The sequence below is a fragment of the Streptomyces griseus subsp. griseus genome (genome assembly GCF_000720255.1).
Classification (GTDB): domain Bacteria; phylum Actinomycetota; class Actinomycetes; order Streptomycetales; family Streptomycetaceae; genus Streptomyces; species Streptomyces griseus_I.
Genome location: NZ_JOJE01000022.1, coordinates 1 through 18,418, shown reverse-complemented (window position 1 = coordinate 18,418; position 18,418 = coordinate 1). Strand labels below are relative to the sequence as shown.

Genomic DNA, 18,418 nt, shown 5'->3' with positions numbered 1-18,418 from the left:
CGCTCACCACCACTGTTCGTCAGGCCATGGGCAGCGCTCCCCCCTCAGCATCCCAGCCTTCCGTCCCACCCGCGCGCCGTACCCGCCCGGCCCCACCGTCGCTCCTACGGTCCGCCCCGGACAGGAACCGGTCCAGCACTCATGAATTGGCCTTGGTATCCGGCTTCTCGCATCCTCTAGCGTCAGCGCCATGCGGATTCGAATCGTCGACGCCTTCACCGACCGCCCCTTCGCCGGCAACCCGGCCGGGGTCGTGCTCCTCGACACCTTCCCCGACGACGACTGGCTCCAGAAGGTCGCGCTGGAGGTCAACCACGCGGAGACCGCCTTCGCCCACCGTCTCCCCGAGGACGGCGAGGCCGACTGGGCGCTGCGCTGGTTCACCCCCGTCACCGAGGTCGCGATGTGCGGCCACGCCACGCTCGCCACGGCTCACGTCCTGCACACCACGGGCGCCCACGAGGGCCCGGTACGGTTCGCCACCCGCAGCGGCGTCCTCATCGCCACGCTCGAGGACGACGGCTCGATCACCCTCGACTTCCCCACGGCTCCGCTCAGCCGCGTCGAGGTGCCGGACGGGGTGGCCGGTGCTCTCGGTGCCGAACCGCTCGCCGCCTTCGACACCGGCCCGAACATCGGCGACCTGCTCCTCGAACTCGCCGAGGAGAAGACGGTCCGCGCGCTCACCCCGGACCACGGGGCACTCGCGCGCTACTCCACGCGCGGCATCATCGCCACCGCCCGCGCGGAGGACCCCGCCCGGGGATACGACTTCGTCTCCCGGTGCTTCTTCCCGAATGTCGGCATCGCCGAGGACCCCGTCACGGGCAGCGCCCACACCGCCCTCGCCCCGCACTGGTCCGAGCGCCTCGGCCGCTCCGTCCTCACCGGTCTCCAGGCCTCGCCCCGCTCCGGCCGCGTCCGCACGGAACTCCGCGGCGACCGCACCCTGCTGAACGGCCGCGCCATCACCACCATCGAGGGCGAACTGCTGGCCTGAACGGGCAGCGCTCAGGCCGTGGGCAGCCAGCCCACCTTGCCCGCCAGCAGGGCGTACCCCACGAACGCGCCGATGTCGAGCAGCGAATGCGCCACGACGAGGGGGCCGACCCGGCCCCAGCGCCGGTACAGATAGACGAAGACGACGCCCATCGCCATGTTGCCGATGAAGCCGCCGATGCCCTGGTAGAGGTGGTACGAGCCGCGCAGCACGGAGCTGGCCACCAGTGCGGCGCCCGGGGTCCAGCCCAACTGTCCGAGCCTGCGCAGCAGATAGCCGACGACGATCACTTCCTCGACGATGGCGTTCTGCAGCGCCGAAAGGATCAGCACCGGGTACTTCCACCACACGTCGGGCAGGGCCTCCGGCACCACGGTGAGGTTGAAGCCGAGGCCGCGGGCGGCGAGGTAGAAGGCGATCCCGGTGCTGCCGATCACCGCCGCGACCCCGGCGCCGCGGCCGAGGTCGGGCCAGGGCCGGGTGCGGTCGAAGCCGAGGGTGCGCAGGCTCGCGCCCTCGCGCAGCAGGAAGTGGGCGACGAGGGCGACGGGCACCAACGCCGTGGCGATGCCGAAGAGCTGCCAGGCCAGGTCGAGCCAGGGCCGGCCCGGTGCGGCGGAGGCGTTGAGGGTGGCCGCCTGGTCCTTGAGGCCGCCCGGTTTGGTGACCGACCCGACGAAGCTGATCAGCGCCGAGACTCCGCTGGCGCCGAGCGAGAGCCCCAGCACGAGAAGTGTCTCGTCCCGGAACACCCGGCGCGAGGGCCGCTCCGCGGAGTACTCGCCCGCCACCCCAGCATCCACGTGCACTCCAGCCTCCGCTGACCCACCACACCGACCCCCACAGCATGCCCGACCGCAACCCCGCGCCCGGCATCACCCCCACCCAACCTCACACCCCGGAAGGCGGGCCCTCCATCCCGCCGCGGCGGCGCTCAGCCGCATGGACAACGGCCACCCCCCGCGCTCATCCCAAAGGCACCGGCTCCGGCAGCCCCACCGGCCAGGTGTGCACCGGCTCCCCGATCTGCGTGAGCTCCCGGTACCGCCGAGTCGTGGCGGCCAGCGCGACCTCCCTGCTGAGCCCCATCTCAAGACCCCGGTGGAACGTCGCGGCCTGCCACTCCGCCCCGTTGAACCGCCGCCGGCACCGCTCCTCGATCACCCCGAGGTACAGGTCCCGGTCGACGGCCTCGACGCCCCAGGCCGCCAGGCCCGCCTCCGCGAGCGGCAGCAACTCGTCCCGTACGAGGCTGACCGCGTCGACCTCGGCCGTACCCCCGAGCCGCCCCCGCCGCGGCCACTGCAGCCGCGCGTCGATGCCGTACCGGCACGCCGCGTCGAAGTTCGCCGCGGCCGTCTCGAACGGCATCCGGGTCCACACCGGCCGGGACTCCTCGGCGAGGGCCCGCACCAGCCCGTAGTAGAACGCCGCGTTGGCGATGACGTCGGTGACGGTGGGTCCGGCGGGCAGCACGCGGTTCTCCACGCGCAGGTGCGGGACCCCGTCCGCGATGCCGTAGACCGGGCGGTTCCAGCGGTACACCGTGCCGTTGTGCAGGACGAGCTCGGCGAGCTTGGGTACGCCGCCGGCGTCCAGCACCTCGAGGGGGTCCTCCTCGTCGCAGATCGGCAGCAGGGCCGGGTAGTAGCGCAGGTTCTCCTCGAAGAGCTCGTACGCCGAGGAGACCCACCGCTCCCCGAACCAGGTGCGCGGCCGCACTCCCTGTGCCTGGAGCTCGGGCGGCCGGGTGTCGGTGGACTGCTGGAACAGCGGGGGCCGGGACTCGCGCCACAGCTCATGGCCGAACAGGAAGGGCGCGTTGGCGCCGACGGCGACCTGGACGGCGGCGACGGCCTGCGCGGCGTTCCACACGTCGGCGAAGCGCCCCGGGGTCACCTGGAGGTGCAGTTGCACGGAGGTGCAGGCCGCTTCGGGCGCGATGGACCCGGCGGTGCAGGTCAGCCGTTCCACACCGTCGATGTCGAGGGTGAAGTCCTCACCGCGGGCGGCCACGATCTGGTCGTTGAGCAGCGCGTAGCGGTCGACGTCGGAGAGGTTGGCGGAGACCAGGTCGTCGCGGTCGAGGGTCGGCAGAATGCCGATCATCACGATTCCCGCGTCGACCTCGCCCGCTTTTCGGTCGGCATATGCCAGTGACGTACGGAGTTCCTCGGCGAGCCGGTCGAATACACGACCACCCAATCGGTGTGGGGCTATGTTCACTTCCAGGTTGAACATGGCGAGTTCTGTTTGGAAATCTCGGCTCGCGATGCGCTCCAGCACTTGGGCATTCAGCATTCTGGGCATGCCGTCGGCGCCGGCGAGATTCAATTCGATCTCGAGCCCCATGAGGTTCTTGGGGCGGTCGAACCGCTTCTCCGCCAGGAGTCGCTCAAGCCCCGTCAGGCACCGCCGCAGCTTGTCGCGGTAGCGCTGACGATCGGACAGGTCGAACGCACCTGCCGCGACCTTCTCCCCCATCGAAGCGTCCCTTCCTCGGATGAGCAGGCCGATGGATCCGCCCGCCGGTGGCCCGGGTCAGGTGGCTTATGCCCAACCGAAGCGATCGATAACGTCCCGGCCGGGCGTGACGCCCGCTACTCTGATGGAGGGTGACCGGCGGCACATTCACCGGGCATGGTGCGGTGTGGAGATGCGTGTACCCCTGCGAGCCTCGGGAAAAACGCCGACGACAATGGGCCGACCGCGGCAGGCTCGTATTGCGAGGTCACGGCCGTGCGGCAGGTCCTGAATCGGGATGATTTCCGCGAATCGCCGACTGAATAGACTCTTGCGGAGCTCTTCGGGGACAGCTAGACGAAACCCAGCCGAAGCATCTCTCCTATAAACTCCGCCACAAGGCAGAGAAGGTTGGCGCCCGGTCGATGGAAGCTGCCGTCATGGCGACGTACGGCAGGCCTCATCCGTACCTCTCGTTTCTCTCATCCACAGACCCCGCCCCTGCCTCTCTGACCCTCGAGAGCTGACAGTGTCGTCCGCCCCCGCCTTACCCCGCCCTCGCGCCACTGTGCCTGTCAATGAGAGGCGACCCATCATGCCGCTGCGCGTTCCCCCGGCTCCCGCGCCCGCCCTTCGCTCCGTCCTCACGGCGCTCGGTTCACCCACCGCGGTCCGCGAGGCCCGAACTCCCTCGCTGCGTGCCGCGCAGGGACCGGCCACGCCCGAGCTCCCGCTGCCCGTGCACGTGCTGGACCACATCACCCCCGAGGGCGTCTCCGCCACGCGGCTGGCCGGGTGGCGCTTCCTGATCCGTTGCGGCGACCGTGCGGTGGCCGCGGCCGAGACCATGCTCACCCCCGACGGGTGGGCCTTCTCGCACTTCTTCGAGGGTCCTTACATCGCCTCGACCGAGCGTGCGCTCGCCCAGGCCGAGGCATTGCCGCAGGCGTACCAGCCGCGTCTGCTGTCCCTGCCGAGCCTGTACATGCTCACGCTCTGGCTGCACGGAGACTGCGCCGCGGACGGCGCCGAGGGCCATCCGGCGGCCACGGACCTGCTGGTCCCGCTGGCGCCGGCACCGCCCGGCATCGCCGCCCACCGTCCGCACCGGGTGGCCGAGCTGCTCCCCGTACTGACCCATCGGCTGACCCCGCCGACCCCGCTGCTCGGGTCACCCGCCTGACGCGCCTCCACCTGAGGCTCCGCCCCTCGAACTCCGCCACCCGAGACGAAAGGGGTGGCGGGGTTCGCTCTTACGAGCAATTCACCGCTCTTGCGAGCCAAAAAGTGCGCCTGCACCGCACGGACTAGCCCTATCCGGCCATCGCGAACCATCCGAAGTGGGGGCCCAGTTGGGATGAACCATCCACATAAACGTCGCGTCATCAATCTGTGAAGAAGCCGTGCTGTGAAATCCCTGCGGATCGACGCCCAGGGGGCAACACTGGTTTCCGACCACTTACCGCAACGGGGGCGGACATGACCACGACAGAGCGAAAGATCCCACCCATGTGCCAGCACCAGTCACCGTGTCCCTCAGCCGACTCCGCCGACCGGGAATCCGCCCGTCTCGTGGCGCACCACCCGGAGCAGGGCTGGAGCCTGCTGTGCAACGGCGTTCTCCAGTTCGAGGACACCGGTGAACTCCTGCCGGACGGCCAGATCATCGCCCCGCACCGCCCGCTGGGTGCCGACCACGTGATGACGGCAGCCTGAGCACACCGGGCGGGGCAGCACGCCTCACCCGAGACATGAGGGGCCGGCCGCAGACCTGTACCGCGAACCGGCCCCGACGCATGTCCGGCGCCGGTCACGCACCGTGGTTCCACGACTCCGTACCCGCTACGACTTCCCACGGCCCCCCGTTTTCCGGAAGACTCCTGGAAGTTTCGAGAACGCGTCCGGAACGACGGAGGTGGGGGTATTGGCAGCGCGCGAGGCCGGCGCCGAGACGGCGTCCAAGGCGCGGGGCAAGGTCACGATCACGGAGATCGCCCGGCAGGCCGGGGTTTCCGTGCCCACCGTGTCCCGGGTGGTCAACGGCCGGTCGGACGTCTCGCCGCAGACCCGGGCCCGGGTCGAAGACCTGCTGCGCCGGCACGGCTACCGCAAGCGCCCCCAGGCCGCCGCCTCCCACGCAGCCCTGCTCGACCTGGTCTTCAACGACCTCGACAGCCCCTGGGCGGTGGAGATCATCCGCGGGGTCGAGGAGGTCGCCCACGCGGCAGGTGTGGGCACGGTGGTGTCGGCGATCCACGGCCGCTCCGGCGACGCCCGTGAGTGGATGCGCAACCTGCGCGCCCGCGCATCCGACGGCGTCATCCTGGTCACGTCCGACCTGGGCCCCGTGCTGCACGAGCAGTTGCGCATCCTGGGAGTACCGCTGGTGGTCGTCGACCCCACGGGCTCACCCGACCTGGACACCCCGACCATCGGCGCCGCGAACTGGTCGGGCGGACTGGCCGCCACCGAGCACCTGCTGTCCCTCGGCCACCGCAGGATCGGGCTGATCGCCGGACCGTCCCGGCTGCTGTGCTCCCGGGCCCGCTTCGACGGCTACCGCGCCGCCCTGGAGGCCGCCGGCATCGCGCTCGACGAATCGCTCGTCGTACCCGGTGACTTCCATCCGGAGTCCGGCTTCACCGGCTGCAACACCCTCCTCGACCTGCCCGAGCCGCCGACCGCGGTGTTCGCGGCCAGCGACCAGATGGCGCTCGGCGCGATCGAGGCGCTGCGCCGACGGGGGCTCCGGGTGCCCGAGGACATGAGCGTGCTGGGCTTCGACGACCTCCCGGAGGTCCGCTGGTCCGCCCCGCCCCTGACCACCGTCCGCCAGCCCCTCGCCGACATGGGCAAACTCGCCGTCCGCACCGTGCTGCGCCTGGCCCGGGACGAGCAACCGGACTCGCCCCGGGTCGAGTTGGGCACAGAACTGGTGATCCGCTCCAGCACCGCCGCACCACGTTCTCAGAGTTAGGGGCCCTTTCACTATGCCCGCCCGGGTCGCGCGGCCTGGCACCGCACCTCGCCGCGTTGCCGAAGAGCCCTGGTAGCTCCGCTACAAGGGCCCTCCGGCGTCTTGCGATGCACGGCGCCGGACCACGCGACCTCATCGGGCGCTCATAGTGAAAGGACCCCTTAGCCCAGCGCCTCCCGTATCGCGTGGTACGCCGGCTTCGGCCGGAGCTGCTCGTCCCACGGCAGGGCCGCGCCCTGCCCCTCGAAGAAGTCCGGGATCCACGAGTACTTGTCGGTGTAGTCCCAGACGGTGATTCCGACGCACCGGCGCACCGCCAGGCACGCCTTGGTCATGTCCCGGTACCAGTCGGCCTGCTGCGCCAGCTTCTCCTCGGTCGCGGGCAGCAGCATCCGTACGTCCACCTCGGTCAGCGCGGTGTCGAGGCGGAGGCGGGCGAAGCGGCGCAGGTTGTCCTCCAGGGTGGTCGGATAGCCGTACTGGAGGGCGAGGTGGGCCTGGAGGCCGATGCCGTGCAGCGGGACGCCCTGTGCCTTCAGCTCCTTGGCCAGGGCGTAGTAGGCGTCGCTCTTCGGGCCGACCGCCTCGATGTTGTAGTCGTTGAGGTAGAGCTTGGCGTGCGGATCGGCCTGGTGGGCCCAGCGCAGGGCGTCGGCGATGTACCCGGGGCCGAGGGTCTTGTAGAAGACCGTCTCGCGGTAGGTGCCGTCCTCGTTGAACGCCTCGTTGACGACGTCCCAGGCGTAGACCTTGCCGCGGTAGTGCCGTACCTCGGTCTGGATGTGCTTCTTCAGCACGGGCCGCAGCTCGTCGGCCGTCCAGGTGCGCGAGGTGAGCCAGTCGGGCAGCTGGCTGTGCCAGACCAGGGTGTGGGCACGGACCCGCTGGTGGTTCTTGCGGGCGAGCTTGACGATCTCGTCGCCCTTGGAGAAGTCGAAGACTCCCTGCTGCGGCTCGGTGGCGTACCACTTCATGCCGTTACCGGGGGTGATCATGTCGAACTCGTCGCCGAGGATCTTGGTGTAGGGCGTGTCGGTGAGCTCGGGGTTGTCGGTGGCGCTGCCGAAGTAGCGCCCGTGCCGCTGGGCGAGTTCGGCGAGGGTGCGCTGCTTGCCGTGCTGCTCGCCGGCCTGGGCGGCGGGGCCGGTGACGACGCCCGCGGCGACCAGGACGGTGGCGAGGGCTCCGGCGAGTCTGAGCCGGGTACGGGCGGGGGCGGTCGTGCGCATGGGGCGACTCCTCACGGTTCGGTGTGGGGGTGAGCCTTACGTCCGCGGGCGCGGGTCATCCCTTGGTGGCGCCGGCGGTGAGGCCGCCGACGAGCTGACGCTCGGCGACCGAGTAGAAGGCGAGGGCGGGGACCATGGCGAGGACCAGGTAGGCGAAGACCCGTGCGGTGTCCGAGGAGTACTGGCCCTGGAACTGCTGGACGCCGACCGGAATGGTCCACCAGTCGGGCTGACTGAACACGAGCAGCGGCAGCAAGAAATTGTTCCAGCTGCCGACCACCGCGAGCACCGACACCGTGCCGAGCGCGGGGCGGGCCATGGGCAGCAGGATCCGCCAGAAGAAACCGAACGGGCCGCAGCCGTCCAGCGTGGCCGCCTCCTCCAGTTCGGCCGGGATCTCCCGGAAGAAGCCGCGAAGGATCACGATCGTCATGGGCAGCCCGAACGCGGCCTGCGGCAGGATCACCCCGAGCGGGTTGTCGAGCAGGTCCATCGAGCGCAGCAGCAGGAACAGCGGCAGGACCGCCACCGCGAAGGGGAACATCAGCCCCATCGTGAACAGGGTGAACAGCGCCTCCCGTCCGCGGAAGGCGAACCGGGCGAAGGAGAACGCCGCGAGCGCCGACACGGCGACGACCAGCACGGTCGTACCCACCGCGATCAGCGTGCTGTTGCCGAGCATCCGCCAGAAGTCGCCCGAACCGAGGATGCCGGTGTAGTTCGAGCTCACCCAAGGGTCGGGCAGCCCGATCGGGTTGCGGGAGAGCTGGTCGGTGGACTTGAACCCGGAGAACACCGCGTACAGCAGCGGTACGCCCATCACCGCGCCGACGGCGACGAGGACGACATGCAGTGGCAGACTCCTGCCCCGGCGCTTCTGACCGATCGTCACTGTCCGCCTCCCCGCATGGTCGTGGTGGCCCCTTCGAGGTCGCGGCGGAGCACGAACCGCTGGTAGGCGAGGGCGAACACGAGGCTGATGCCGAAGATGACCACGCTGATCGCGCTGGCGTAGCCGACCTGGTAGCGCTTGAAGCCGTACTGGAACATCGTGATGGCCATGGTCTCGGAGTGGTGATCGGGGCCGCCCGCGGTGATCACCCACACCAGGTCGAAGAGCTGGATCGAGCCGATCACGGACAGGAAGACGCTGATGCGGAGCGTGGGCGCGAGCAGTGGCAGGGTGACGTTGCGGAAGCGCTGCCAGGGTCCGGCGCCGTCGACGATCGCGGCCTCGGTCAACTCGGCCGGGATGGACTGCAGTCCGGCCAGGTAGAGCATCATGTGGAAGCCGAAGTACTTCCACATCATGACCAGGAAGACCGTGGCCATGACGGTGGAGGGGTCGGAGAACCACTCCCCGCCGATCCCGTCCAGGCCTACGCCGCCCAGGACGTGGTCGGCGAGTCCGTCGTCCGGCGCGAAGATCATCGAGAAGAGGATGCCGGTGATCACCTCGGACAGGATGTACGGCGCGAAGAACAGCATCCGGTAGAAGGCCCGGCCGCGCAGCCGCTGGTTGAGCAGCACGGCCATGGCGAGCGCGAACGGCAGTTGCAGCGCGAGTGAGAACACCACCAGGACGAGGCAGCGCCACAGGTCACCGAGGAAGACCGGGTCGTCGAAGAGCCGGGTGAAGTTGTCCGCGCCGATGGAGTCGGAGGGCATGCCGAAGCCGCCCCACCGGAAGAAGGAGGCGTAGAGCGCGAAGAGCATCGGCAGCAGGACCAGCAGTCCGAACAGCGCGAGCGCGGGCACCTGGAAGGACACCGCGGTGAGCCAGTGCAGCACGCGCCGCCGTGCGCGCCCCGGCGCCGGCCCGCCGGCCGGGGCCGGGGGCGCGGTGTCGGGGCCGGAGCGCTTGTCCGGCAGGAAGGTGGAAGTCATCGCGGCCTACTGCTCTTCCTTCGCGACCTTGGTGATCGACTGCGCGACCTGCTCGGGCGACTTGGAGCCGGCGACGAGCCCGGCGACGCTGTCGTTGACCTCCTGGCCGACGGCGGGCGCGTAGGCCTGGTCGAGGTAGAGCTGGAAGCCGGTGGTGGCCTTCAACTGCGCCTGGACGGCCTTCAGGTTGGGGTCGGTGAGCGCGTCCTCGGCCGCCGTGACCACGGGCAGTGTGCCGGTCTTCTTCACCAGTTCGCGGTTCGTGCCGGCCGAGGCGAAGAACTTCAGGAAGTCGACGGCCGCCTGCGGGGCGCCCTGGCGCAGCGCGAGCCCTCCGCCTCCGCCGAACACCTCGGTGAGCGCTCCTTTTCCGCCCTCGACCGTGGGGAACGGGAAGAAGCCGAGGTTGGCGCCGAGGCCCTTGCCCTCGGTCCGCTCCACCGTGGGCGCCCACTGACCCATCAGCTCCATGGCGGCCTTGCCGTTGCCGACGGCGGCGCTCTGCCCGGTGGGCCCGGAGTAGGCGGCGCCGAGGAACCCCTTCTGGAACGGCTGGAGCGCGACGAGCTCCTTGAGGTGCTCACCGGCCTCCACGAACCCGGCTCCGGTGAAGTCCTTGGAGTCGGCGGCCTTCTGGAGGGCGTCGATCCCCGCGGTGCGCATCGCCAGGTACGCCCAGTAGTACATGCCGGGCCACTTCTCCTTGCCGGCGAGGGCGATGGGCGCGACCCCGGCGGACTTCAGGGCCCGTACGGCGTCGAGGAAGCCGGACCAGGTGGTCGGGGGCGCGGCGATCCCGGCCTTCTTGAAGAGCGCCTTGTTGTACCAGAAGCCGACCATGCCGATGTCGTCCGGGATGCCGTAGACCTTCTCGTCGAGCAGGTACGGCTCCTTGGCGACCGGCAGCAGGGTGCCCGCCCAGTCCTTGGTCCGGTCGGTGAGGTCCTCGACGAGGCCCGCGTCGGCCTGTTGCTTGAGGACACCGCCGCCCCAGGTGTGGAAGATGTCCGGCAGCTTCCCGGAGGCGGTCAGCGCGGTCATCTTCGACTTGTACGCCTCGTTCTCCAGGGCGACGATCTTTATCTTCACCTTGGGGTTCTGTGACTCGAACTGGCGGGCCAGAGAGGCCCAGACGCCTTTGGCGGGTTCGGTGGTCATGATGTGCCACCACTCCAGGGTGGTCGTCCCCGACGACCCCCCGTCCGAGCCGCCGCCGCAGCCGCTCAGTGCCGTGATGCTCAGACCGGCCGCGGCGGATGCCGCCAGGAAACCGCGGCGGGACAGTGCCGGCTCGCCCATCATGCGCTCCTCAGGGTGTGCGAAAGTTTCGGAGTTGATCCTGAAAGCTTCGTTGCTGCCGCACCCTAAGGACAGCCTCCGACGGGTGGCAACCCCTCGGACACGGTGAATCCGCCGACAGCACTCCGCGAACTGTCGGGACGCGGATCACAGTTGGGGCCGAAGGGGTGCGCTGCGAACCAGCAAACGGAGTCCATCGGAACGCATCTGCCGATGTCCTTCGCAGCTCGCCTCCGGTTCGCCCGGGGGGGCGGGCCACCCGCAGCGTCGGGTGCCGCTCGACGTCGGTCACGCCCGAGCTGGCCGTCCGCCCACCCGGTCGGCGTCAAGAAGTCCTCCCGCCCGAGTCCGAAACATTCGCATTCGCCGACGAACATTACGGAGCGGCCGCCAGGACGACCCGCCGTCACCGCACGTGACAGGGCGCAGGCGCAACAGCCCCAGCGGCCGTCTCACCCCGCATACGGCCCCCACACCCTCGGCCCGCCCCGTGATCACCCGCATTGGTGCGCGGGCCTCGCCCATGCGGCCAGTCTTAACGGAAGCTTGACGCGTAGGCCTCTCATGATCCGTAGGCCCAGGCGTCACTCTCTGCTTACGCTGGTGCCGCCGTCCGCGTGATGGCCGAAACCGCACGCAGAGCCGCACTTCAGGAGCACGCCGATGGCCACGACCGAACACCCCGCGCCCAGTCGCCTGCGCGCCTGGATGCTGGAGGGCCTGTCCGACATGGGCAAGGCCGGTGGCCACACCGGACCGCACGCCGAACCGGAGCCCCCGCACAAGGGCCAGCGCTGGTACCGGGTGATGTGCCTGACCGGCGTCGACTACTTCTCCACCCTCGGCTACCAGCCCGGCATCGCAGCCCTCGCGGCGGGCCTGCTGTCACCCATCGCGACCATCGTCCTGGTGATCGTCACCCTGGCCGGCGCCCTGCCGGTCTACCGACGGGTGGCCGAGGAGAGCCCGCACGGAGAGGGCTCGATCGCGATGCTGGAACGGCTCCTGTCCTTCTGGAAGGGCAAGCTGTTCGTCCTGACCCTGCTCGGCTTCGCGGCCACCGACTTCCTGATCACCATCACGCTCTCGGCGGCGGACGCCTCCACCCACCTCGTCGAGAACCCCCATCTGAACAGCACCCTGCACGACAAGCAGTTGCTGATCACGCTCCTCCTGGTGGCCCTGCTCGGCGCGGTCTTCCTCAAGGGCTTCCTGGAGGCGATAGGCGTGGCCGTCGCCCTGGTCGGCATCTACCTCGCGCTGAACGTGGTCGTGGTGATCGTCGGCATGTGGCACGTCGTCACCGCGGGCCATGTGATCACCGACTGGTCCAGCGCCCTGACCGCCGAGCACGGCAACATCTTCGTCATGGTCGGCATGGCTCTGATCGTCTTCCCCAAGCTCGCCCTGGGCCTGTCCGGCTTCGAGACCGGCGTCGCGGTCATGCCGCACGTCAAGGGCGACCCGGGCGACACGGAGGAGCAACCCAAGGGCCGCATACGGGACACCAAGAAGCTGCTCACCACCGCCGCCCTCATCATGAGCGCCTTCCTGATCGCCACCAGCTTCATCACCACCCTGCTCATCCCGGAGAAGGAATTCGAGCCGGGCGGCCAGGCCAACGGCCGCGCCCTCGCCTACCTCGCCCACAACTACCTGGGCAACGCCTTCGGCACGGTCTACGACATCTCGACCATCGCGATCCTGTGGTTCGCCGGCGCCTCCGCGATGGCCGGACTGCTCAACCTGATGCCCCGCTACCTCCCCCGCTACGGCATGGCCCCGCACTGGGCCCGCGCGGTGCGTCCCATGGTGATCGTCTTCATCCTGGTCGCCTTCCTTGTCACCTGGATCTTCGACGCCGACGTCGACGCCCAGGGCGGCGCCTACGCCACCGGCGTCCTGGTCCTCATCAGCTCCGCGGCGATCGCGGTGACCATCGCCGCCCACAAGGCCGGCCAGCGCAAGTGGACCATCGCCTTCGCCGTGATCTCGGCGGTGTTCCTCTACACGACCGTGGTGAACGTCATCGAGCGCCCCGACGGTGTGAAGATCGGCGCCTGCTTCATCGCCGGCATCATCCTCGTCTCCCTCCTCTCCCGGCTGGCCCGCGCCTTCGAACTCCGCGTGACCAGCGTGACGCTCGACCCCATGGCGGAGCGCTTCATCCGGGACATGGCCAGCCGCAAGATCCGTTTCATCGCCAACGAACCCGACCGCCGGGACAAGGCCGAGTACCGCGACAAGATCGAGCAGATCCGCACCGACAACGACGTCCCCGGCCAGGAGGACTTCGTCTTCGCGGAGGTGACCGTCACCGATCCCTCCGAATTCGAGGCGAGCCTCACCGTACGCGGCGAGGTCCTGCACAACCGCTACCGCGTCCTGACCCTGGAGTCCTCCTCCATCCCCAACGCCCTGGCCGCCCTCCTCCTGCACGTCCGCGACACGACCGGCTGCACCCCGCACATCTACTTCGAGTGGACCGAGGGCAACCCCTTCGCCAACTTCCTCCGCTTCTTCCTCTTCGGCCAGGGCGAGGTGGCCCCGGTCACCCGCGAGGTCCTCCGCGAGGCAGAGCCGGACCGCACCCGCAGACCACGCGTCCACACGGGCTGAGCGCGGGGGCAGTGCCGGGCATCTCTTCCAGGCTCAGCCGACTGTCCGCCGCGGCAGCGCTCAGCACGTCCACGGTGTTGTCCCGGTCCGCGTGCGAGACCCGCAACCCGGCCGCCTCGACCGCAGGCGCAATCTCCGCCGACCTCCCCATCACCCCGATCACACGCCGCCGGCCGTTCCCCACTAAAGCCATATCGCGTTACACCCAACGGCCAACCCCCGTCCGGCGTTCCCGGCCACCGGCCCTATCGTGACCGTATGCAGTCCTACACGATCGGCCAGGCGGCACGGCTGCTCGGCGTGAGCCCCGACACCGCGCGACGCTGGGCGGACGCCGGCCGGGTGGCGACCCACCGCGACGAGACCGGGCGACGGCTCATCGAAGGCAAGGACCTCGCCGCCTTCTCCGTCGAACTGGCCAAGGCCGGCAGCACCGAGGAGGGCACCTCGTACACCTCGGTCCGCAACGCCTTTCCGGGCATCGTCACCGCGATCAAGCTGGGCGATGTCGCCGCCCAGGTGGAGATCCAGGCCGGCCCCCACCGTCTGGTCTCCCTGCTGACCCGCGAGGCCGTCGAGGAACTGGGCCTGGAGGTCGGCATGGAGGCGACGGCCCGCGTCAAGTCGACGAACGTACACATCGACCGCACCTGAACGGCCACGGCCCTCATACCGGGCGCAACGCGTCGAAAGCCCTACTTTGATGCTCATGACGATGAGCATCCGCAACCAGCTCCCCGGCACCATCACCGCCATCATCCCCGGCGAGGTGATGGCCACCGTCATTGTCCGCCTCAGCGGCGGTCAGCCGCTCACGGCGGCGATCACCCGGGAAGCCGTCTCCGAACTCGGCCTCGCCACCGGCTGTACCGTCCGGGCCCTGGTGAAGTCCACGGACGTCTCCCTCGTCACCGGCACGGTCGAGGGCCTGTCCATCCGCAACCAGCTCCAGGGCACGGTCGGCGACATCACCGTCGGTGCCGCGATGGCCTCGGTCAAGGTGTCCGTCGACAACGGTGCGCTGACCGCCGTCATCACCGCGGACGCCGCTTCGGACCTCGCCCTCACCCCGGGCGCCTCCGTGGTCGCCCTGATCAAGTCGACCGACGTCGCCCTCGCCACCCCCTGACACACCGAGGGCTCCCCGGCCCGGCCCCGGAAAACCGGAACCGGAGCGGGGAGCCCAGAGCCGTCACTCAGTCCTCGTACGCGTCCAACGGCGGGCACGAGCAGACCAGGTTCCGGTCACCGAACGCCTGGTCGATGCGTCGGACCGGCGGCCAGTACTTGTCGGCCGCCGAGACGCCGGCCGGGAACACCGCGTCCTCGCGACCGTACGCGTGCGCCCACTCCCCGCCGAGCGCGGCCGCGGTGTGCGGGGCGTTGCGCAGCGGGTTGTCGTCCGCCGGCCACTCGCCCGAACCTACCTTCTCGATCTCCGCGCGGATCGCGATCATCGCCGCGCAGAACCGGTCCAGCTCGTTCAGGTCCTCGGACTCGGTCGGCTCGATCATCAGTGTGCCGGCCACCGGGAACGACATCGTCGGCGCATGGAACCCGTAGTCGATGAGCCGCTTGGCGACGTCGTCGACGCTCACACCGGTCGCCTTGGTCAGCGGCCGCAGGTCGATGATGCACTCGTGCGCGACAAGCCCGCCGGGGCCGGTGTACAGCACGGGGTAGTGCGGTTCGAGCCGCTTGGCGATGTAGTTGGCGGAGAGCACCGCCACCTGCGTCGCCCGCTTCAGCCCCTCACCGCCCATGAGCCGCACGTACGCCCACGAGATGGGCAGGATCCCGGCTGATCCCCAGGGCGCCGCGGAGATCGGCCCGACGCCCGTCTCAGGCCCGGCGGCCGGCTGCAGCGGATGGTTCGGCAGATACGGCGCCAGGTGGGACCGCACGGCCACCGGTCCGACGCCCGGGCCGCCACCGCCGTGCGGGATGCAGAACGTCTTGTGCAGGTTGAGGTGCGAGACGTCTCCGCCGAAGTGCCCGGGGGCGGCCAGCCCGACCAGGGCGTTCAGGTTCGCCCCGTCGACGTAGACCTGCCCGCCGGCCTCATGCACCTGCGCGCAGATGTCGGCGACATGCTCCTCGAACACACCGTGCGTCGAGGGATACGTGATCATCAGCACCGCCAGCTCGTCACGGTACTGCTCGATCTTCGCCCGCAGGTCGTCGACGTCGATCTCGCCGTCCTCGGCGGTCTTCACCACGACGACCTTCATCCCCGCCATCACGGCACTCGCGGCGTTGGTGCCGTGCGCGGAGGACGGAATGAGACACACCGTCCGCTGCTCGTCACCGTTGGCCCGGTGGTATCCGCGAACGGCCAGCAGCCCGGCGAGTTCACCCTGCGACCCGGCGTTGGGCTGCAGGGACACCTTGTCGTACCCGGTGACCTCGGCGAGACGCTCCTCCAGCTCACGGATGAGCGTGAGGTAGCCCTGCGCCTGCTCGGCGGGCGCGAAGGGGTGCAGTTGGCCGAACTCGGGCCAGGTGACGGGCTCCATCTCCGTCGTGGCGTTGAGCTTCATGGTGCAGGAGCCCAGCGGGATCATGCCCCGGTCGAGCGCGTAGTCCCGGTCGGCCAGCCTGCGCAGGTAGCGCAGCATCGCGGTCTCGGAACGGTACTGGTGGAAGACCGGGTGGGTGAGGAACTCGTCGGTGCGCAGCAGCGCCTCCGGCAGCGGGTCCCCGGCGTCCGCGTCCAGCGCCTCGATGTCGCCCTCGACCCCGAAGGCGGCCCAGACGGCGCCGATCTGGGCCCGCGCGGTGGTCTCGTCGCAGGCGATCGACACCTGGTCGGCGTCTACGAGGTGCAGGTTCACTCCGTGCTCCCGCGCCGCGGCGACGATCTCGGCGGCCCTCGCAGGCACCCGCACGGTCAGCGTGTCGAAGTACGCGCCGTGCACGACCTCCACCCCGCCGGCCGTGAGCCCGGCGGCGAGGACGGTGGCGTAGCGATGCGTGCGCCGGGCGATCGTCCGGAGCCCCTCGGGACCGTGGTAGACGGCGTACATCCCGGCCATGACCGCGAGCAGCACCTGCGCGGTGCAGATGTTGCTGGTCGCCTTCTCGCGTCGGATGTGCTGTTCACGCGTCTGCAGCGCGAGTCGGTAGGCCTTGTTCCCGTCGGCGTCCACGGAGACGCCCACGAGCCGCCCGGGCAGGCTGCGCGCGAACTTCTCGCGCACGGCCATGTAGCCGGCGTGCGGCCCGCCGAAGCCCATCGGCACGCCGAACCGCTGCGTCGTCCCCACCGCGATGTCGGCCCCGAGCTCTCCGGGCGACTTCAGCAGCGTCAGCGCGAGCAGATCGGCGGCGACGGTGACGAGCGCCCCCAGCTCGTGGGCCTGGTCGATGACCCGCTTGATGTCGCGTACGGCGCCGGAGGCGCCCGGGTACTGGATCAGAACCCCGTTGATGTCACGCCCGGCGACCTCGGCCGGAATCCCCTCACTGAGGTCGGCGACCACGACCTCCACGCCGGCCGGCTCGGCGCGCGTCTCGATCACTGCGATGGTCTGCGGCAGGGCGTCCGCGTCGATCAGGAACAGGCCCTTCTTGTTCCTGCCCATGCGCCGCGACAGCGCCATGGCCTCGGCGGCGGCCGTGCCCTCGTCCAGCAGCGAGGCGCCGGAGGTCGGCAGCCCGGTCAGCTCGGCGACCATGGTCTGGAAGTTCAGCAGGGCCTCGAGGCGTCCCTGCGAGATCTCCGGCTGGTACGGCGTGTACGCGGTGTACCAGGCCGGGTTCTCCATCACGTTCCGCAGGATGACGGGCGGAGTGAAGGTGCCGTAGTAGCCGAGCCCGATCATGGAGGCAAGCACCTGGTTGCGATCCGCGAGGGACCGCAGCTCGGCCAGCACCTCGGCCTCGGTGCGCGCTCCCGGCAGATCCAGCGCGTCGGTGTTCTTGATGACGTCCGGGACCGCGGCGGCGGTCAGCTCGTCGAGCGAGCCGTACCCCACGTGCGCGAGCATCTTGGCCCGAGCCTCGTGGTCGGGGCCGATGTGACGCTGCTCGAAGGGGATTCCCTGCTCGAGCTCGGTGAGCGGAATGCGGTGGGCGGTCATTGCGGAGGCCTCCTGGTCTGACGCGACCTTCGAGGGGCACCACTGCACGGGTACCCGGACGGCCTCCCCCTCTGTCATCTCAACCTGAGAGCTTCACCGGATCGCCCGAAGGCCTCCGGCTTTCACCGTCGGTGAGGGCGGAAGCCGTCGACACCCGCCCTGCTTTCCAGAGTGACCTCGTCCGTGCGGTACGTGGGCCTGAGAGATTCCGGGGAGGATTTGCTCCTTCGGCGCCTCCGATGGTGTCTGGAGGACTCTCCCGCACGGGATCAGCAGCCGTTGCCAGCCTACCAGCGCGATCTGCGCACGGGTCTTCGAGTGGCCGCCTTCCTCAATGTGCTCTTTTGTAGTGCTTACGGATGAGTTGCGACCAAGTGGAGGGCCCGTGCAGACCGACATCGATCCGCGCAACCTGATCGGCCGCAAGGCGTTCGACCGCAACGGCGCCAAGATCGGCACGATCGACGAGGTCTACCTCGACGACGCGACCGGCGTGCCCGAGTGGGCGGCCATACGCACCGGCCTCTTCTCCCGGGACGCCTTCGTCCCCCTGGAACCCAGCGAACTCATCGAGGGCAGCCTCCACGTCCCCTTCGACCGCGCCCTCATCAAGGACGCACCCGACTTCGGCGTGGGCCGCCACCTCTCCCCCGAACAAGAACTCCAGCTCTACCACCACTACGGGCTGGATCTGGCCCCACCACCTCCACTCCCCGACCACGACTTCGGCAAGGTCGCGGGCACGGACGATCCCTGACCAACACCGCCCACCCCACCGACCCACGGTCAGGCACCCGCCGCAGCCCCGTCACCCCGCGGACAGTCGGCGCCCCACCCCCGTTGCCCCCACGGACAGTCGCCC

15 protein-coding genes and 1 riboswitch are annotated in these 18,418 nt (G+C 69.8%); of the genes, 8 read left to right on the top strand and 7 right to left on the bottom strand.

Annotated features, from left to right (window positions below; genetic code table 11):
• Positions 1-190 precede the first annotated feature (190 nt).
• Positions 191-1,000, top strand: coding sequence for a PhzF family phenazine biosynthesis protein (locus IG99_RS27190; RefSeq protein WP_037678062.1), 810 nt, complete (start codon positions 191-193; stop codon positions 998-1,000).
• An 11-nt stretch (positions 1,001-1,011) separates the two neighbouring features.
• Here IG99_RS27190 and IG99_RS27185 read toward each other — a convergent pair whose 3' ends face one another.
• Complete coding sequence (locus IG99_RS27185; protein WP_037678060.1) at positions 1,012-1,809, bottom strand: CPBP family intramembrane glutamic endopeptidase; 798 nt, start codon at positions 1,807-1,809, stop codon at positions 1,012-1,014.
• 157 nt (positions 1,810-1,966) lie between these two features.
• Entirely contained in the window at positions 1,967-3,484 is a 1,518-nt protein-coding gene (locus IG99_RS27180) for a glutamate--cysteine ligase (RefSeq protein ID WP_037678058.1), read from the bottom strand.
• 574 nt (positions 3,485-4,058) lie between these two features.
• Between IG99_RS27180 and IG99_RS27175 the strand changes: the two genes are divergently transcribed.
• From IG99_RS27175 to IG99_RS27165, 3 genes are all read left to right on the top strand, one after another.
• A complete protein-coding gene (locus IG99_RS27175) occupies positions 4,059-4,646 on the top strand; it encodes a hypothetical protein (RefSeq protein WP_037678056.1) in 588 nt (195 codons plus the stop codon).
• Positions 4,647-4,972: 326 nt separating this feature from the next.
• Positions 4,973-5,179, top strand: a complete 207-nt coding sequence (locus IG99_RS27170) for a DUF5999 family protein (RefSeq protein ID WP_037678054.1) — start codon at positions 4,973-4,975, stop codon at positions 5,177-5,179.
• Between the two features lie 208 nt (positions 5,180-5,387).
• Positions 5,388-6,440 (top strand): LacI family DNA-binding transcriptional regulator, encoded by a 1,053-nt coding sequence (locus IG99_RS27165; RefSeq protein ID WP_037678052.1) that lies wholly within the window; start codon positions 5,388-5,390, stop codon positions 6,438-6,440.
• 161 nt (positions 6,441-6,601) lie between these two features.
• Here IG99_RS27165 and IG99_RS27160 read toward each other — a convergent pair whose 3' ends face one another.
• The 4 genes from IG99_RS27160 to IG99_RS27145 all read right to left on the bottom strand — a co-directional run bounded on the left by IG99_RS27160 (position 6,602) and on the right by IG99_RS27145 (position 10,855).
• Positions 6,602-7,669 carry an endo-1,4-beta-xylanase gene (locus tag IG99_RS27160; RefSeq protein WP_037678050.1) on the bottom strand — a complete coding sequence of 356 codons (1,068 nt, stop codon included), beginning with the start codon at positions 7,667-7,669 and terminating at the stop codon, positions 6,602-6,604.
• A gap of 55 nt (positions 7,670-7,724) precedes the next feature.
• Entirely contained in the window at positions 7,725-8,489 is a 765-nt protein-coding gene (locus IG99_RS27155) for a carbohydrate ABC transporter permease (protein ID WP_078947932.1), read from the bottom strand.
• Between the two features lie 68 nt (positions 8,490-8,557).
• Positions 8,558-9,556 (bottom strand): carbohydrate ABC transporter permease, encoded by a 999-nt coding sequence (locus tag IG99_RS27150; RefSeq protein ID WP_037678047.1) that lies wholly within the window; start codon positions 9,554-9,556, stop codon positions 8,558-8,560.
• A 6-nt stretch (positions 9,557-9,562) separates the two neighbouring features.
• Positions 9,563-10,855, bottom strand: a complete 1,293-nt coding sequence (locus IG99_RS27145; protein ID WP_037678118.1) for an extracellular solute-binding protein — start codon at positions 10,853-10,855, stop codon at positions 9,563-9,565.
• A 663-nt stretch (positions 10,856-11,518) separates the two neighbouring features.
• Between IG99_RS27145 and IG99_RS27140 the strand changes: the two genes are divergently transcribed.
• From IG99_RS27140 to IG99_RS27130, 3 genes are all read left to right on the top strand, one after another.
• Positions 11,519-13,474 carry an APC family permease gene (locus IG99_RS27140; RefSeq protein WP_037678045.1) on the top strand — a complete coding sequence of 652 codons (1,956 nt, stop codon included), beginning with the start codon at positions 11,519-11,521 and terminating at the stop codon, positions 13,472-13,474.
• Positions 13,475-13,732: 258 nt separating this feature from the next.
• Positions 13,733-14,128 (top strand): TOBE domain-containing protein, encoded by a 396-nt coding sequence (locus IG99_RS27135; protein ID WP_037678044.1) that lies wholly within the window; start codon positions 13,733-13,735, stop codon positions 14,126-14,128.
• Positions 14,129-14,183: 55 nt separating this feature from the next.
• Positions 14,184-14,603, top strand: coding sequence for a TOBE domain-containing protein (locus IG99_RS27130; RefSeq protein ID WP_037678116.1), 420 nt, complete (start codon positions 14,184-14,186; stop codon positions 14,601-14,603).
• A gap of 67 nt (positions 14,604-14,670) precedes the next feature.
• Here the strand turns inward: IG99_RS27130 and gcvP are convergent, their stop codons facing one another.
• Positions 14,671-17,556 (bottom strand): aminomethyl-transferring glycine dehydrogenase, encoded by a 2,886-nt coding sequence (gene gcvP, locus IG99_RS27125; protein WP_037678043.1) that lies wholly within the window; start codon positions 17,554-17,556, stop codon positions 14,671-14,673.
• 176 nt (positions 17,557-17,732) lie between these two features.
• A riboswitch (glycine riboswitch) is annotated at positions 17,733-17,828 on the bottom strand.
• Between the two features lie 113 nt (positions 17,829-17,941).
• Between gcvP and IG99_RS27120 the strand changes: the two genes are divergently transcribed.
• Positions 17,942-18,313 carry a PRC-barrel domain-containing protein gene (locus tag IG99_RS27120; RefSeq protein ID WP_037678042.1) on the top strand — a complete coding sequence of 124 codons (372 nt, stop codon included), beginning with the start codon at positions 17,942-17,944 and terminating at the stop codon, positions 18,311-18,313.
• Positions 18,314-18,418 lie beyond the last annotated feature (105 nt).

Excerpts from the sequence above, each read along its gene's own strand:
- IG99_RS27190 (WP_037678062.1), top strand. The coding sequence starts at position 191 with ATGCGGATTCGAATCGTCGACGCCTTCACCGACCGCCCCTTCGCCGGC.
- IG99_RS27180 (WP_037678058.1), bottom strand. The coding sequence starts at position 3,484 with ATGGGGGAGAAGGTCGCGGCAGGTGCGTTCGACCTGTCCGATCGTCAG.
- IG99_RS27175 (WP_037678056.1), top strand. The coding sequence starts at position 4,059 with ATGCCGCTGCGCGTTCCCCCGGCTCCCGCGCCCGCCCTTCGCTCCGTC.
- IG99_RS27170 (WP_037678054.1), top strand. The coding sequence starts at position 4,973 with ATGTGCCAGCACCAGTCACCGTGTCCCTCAGCCGACTCCGCCGACCGG.
- IG99_RS27160 (WP_037678050.1), bottom strand. The coding sequence starts at position 7,669 with ATGCGCACGACCGCCCCCGCCCGTACCCGGCTCAGACTCGCCGGAGCC.
- IG99_RS27155 (WP_078947932.1), bottom strand. The coding sequence starts at position 8,489 with ATGGGCGTACCGCTGCTGTACGCGGTGTTCTCCGGGTTCAAGTCCACC.
- IG99_RS27150 (WP_037678047.1), bottom strand. The coding sequence starts at position 9,556 with ATGACTTCCACCTTCCTGCCGGACAAGCGCTCCGGCCCCGACACCGCG.
- IG99_RS27145 (WP_037678118.1), bottom strand. The coding sequence starts at position 10,855 with ATGGGCGAGCCGGCACTGTCCCGCCGCGGTTTCCTGGCGGCATCCGCC.
- IG99_RS27140 (WP_037678045.1), top strand. The coding sequence starts at position 11,519 with ATGGCCACGACCGAACACCCCGCGCCCAGTCGCCTGCGCGCCTGGATG.
- IG99_RS27135 (WP_037678044.1), top strand. The coding sequence starts at position 13,733 with ATGCAGTCCTACACGATCGGCCAGGCGGCACGGCTGCTCGGCGTGAGC.
- IG99_RS27130 (WP_037678116.1), top strand. The coding sequence starts at position 14,184 with ATGACGATGAGCATCCGCAACCAGCTCCCCGGCACCATCACCGCCATC.
- gcvP (WP_037678043.1), bottom strand. The coding sequence starts at position 17,556 with ATGACCGCCCACCGCATTCCGCTCACCGAGCTCGAGCAGGGAATCCCC.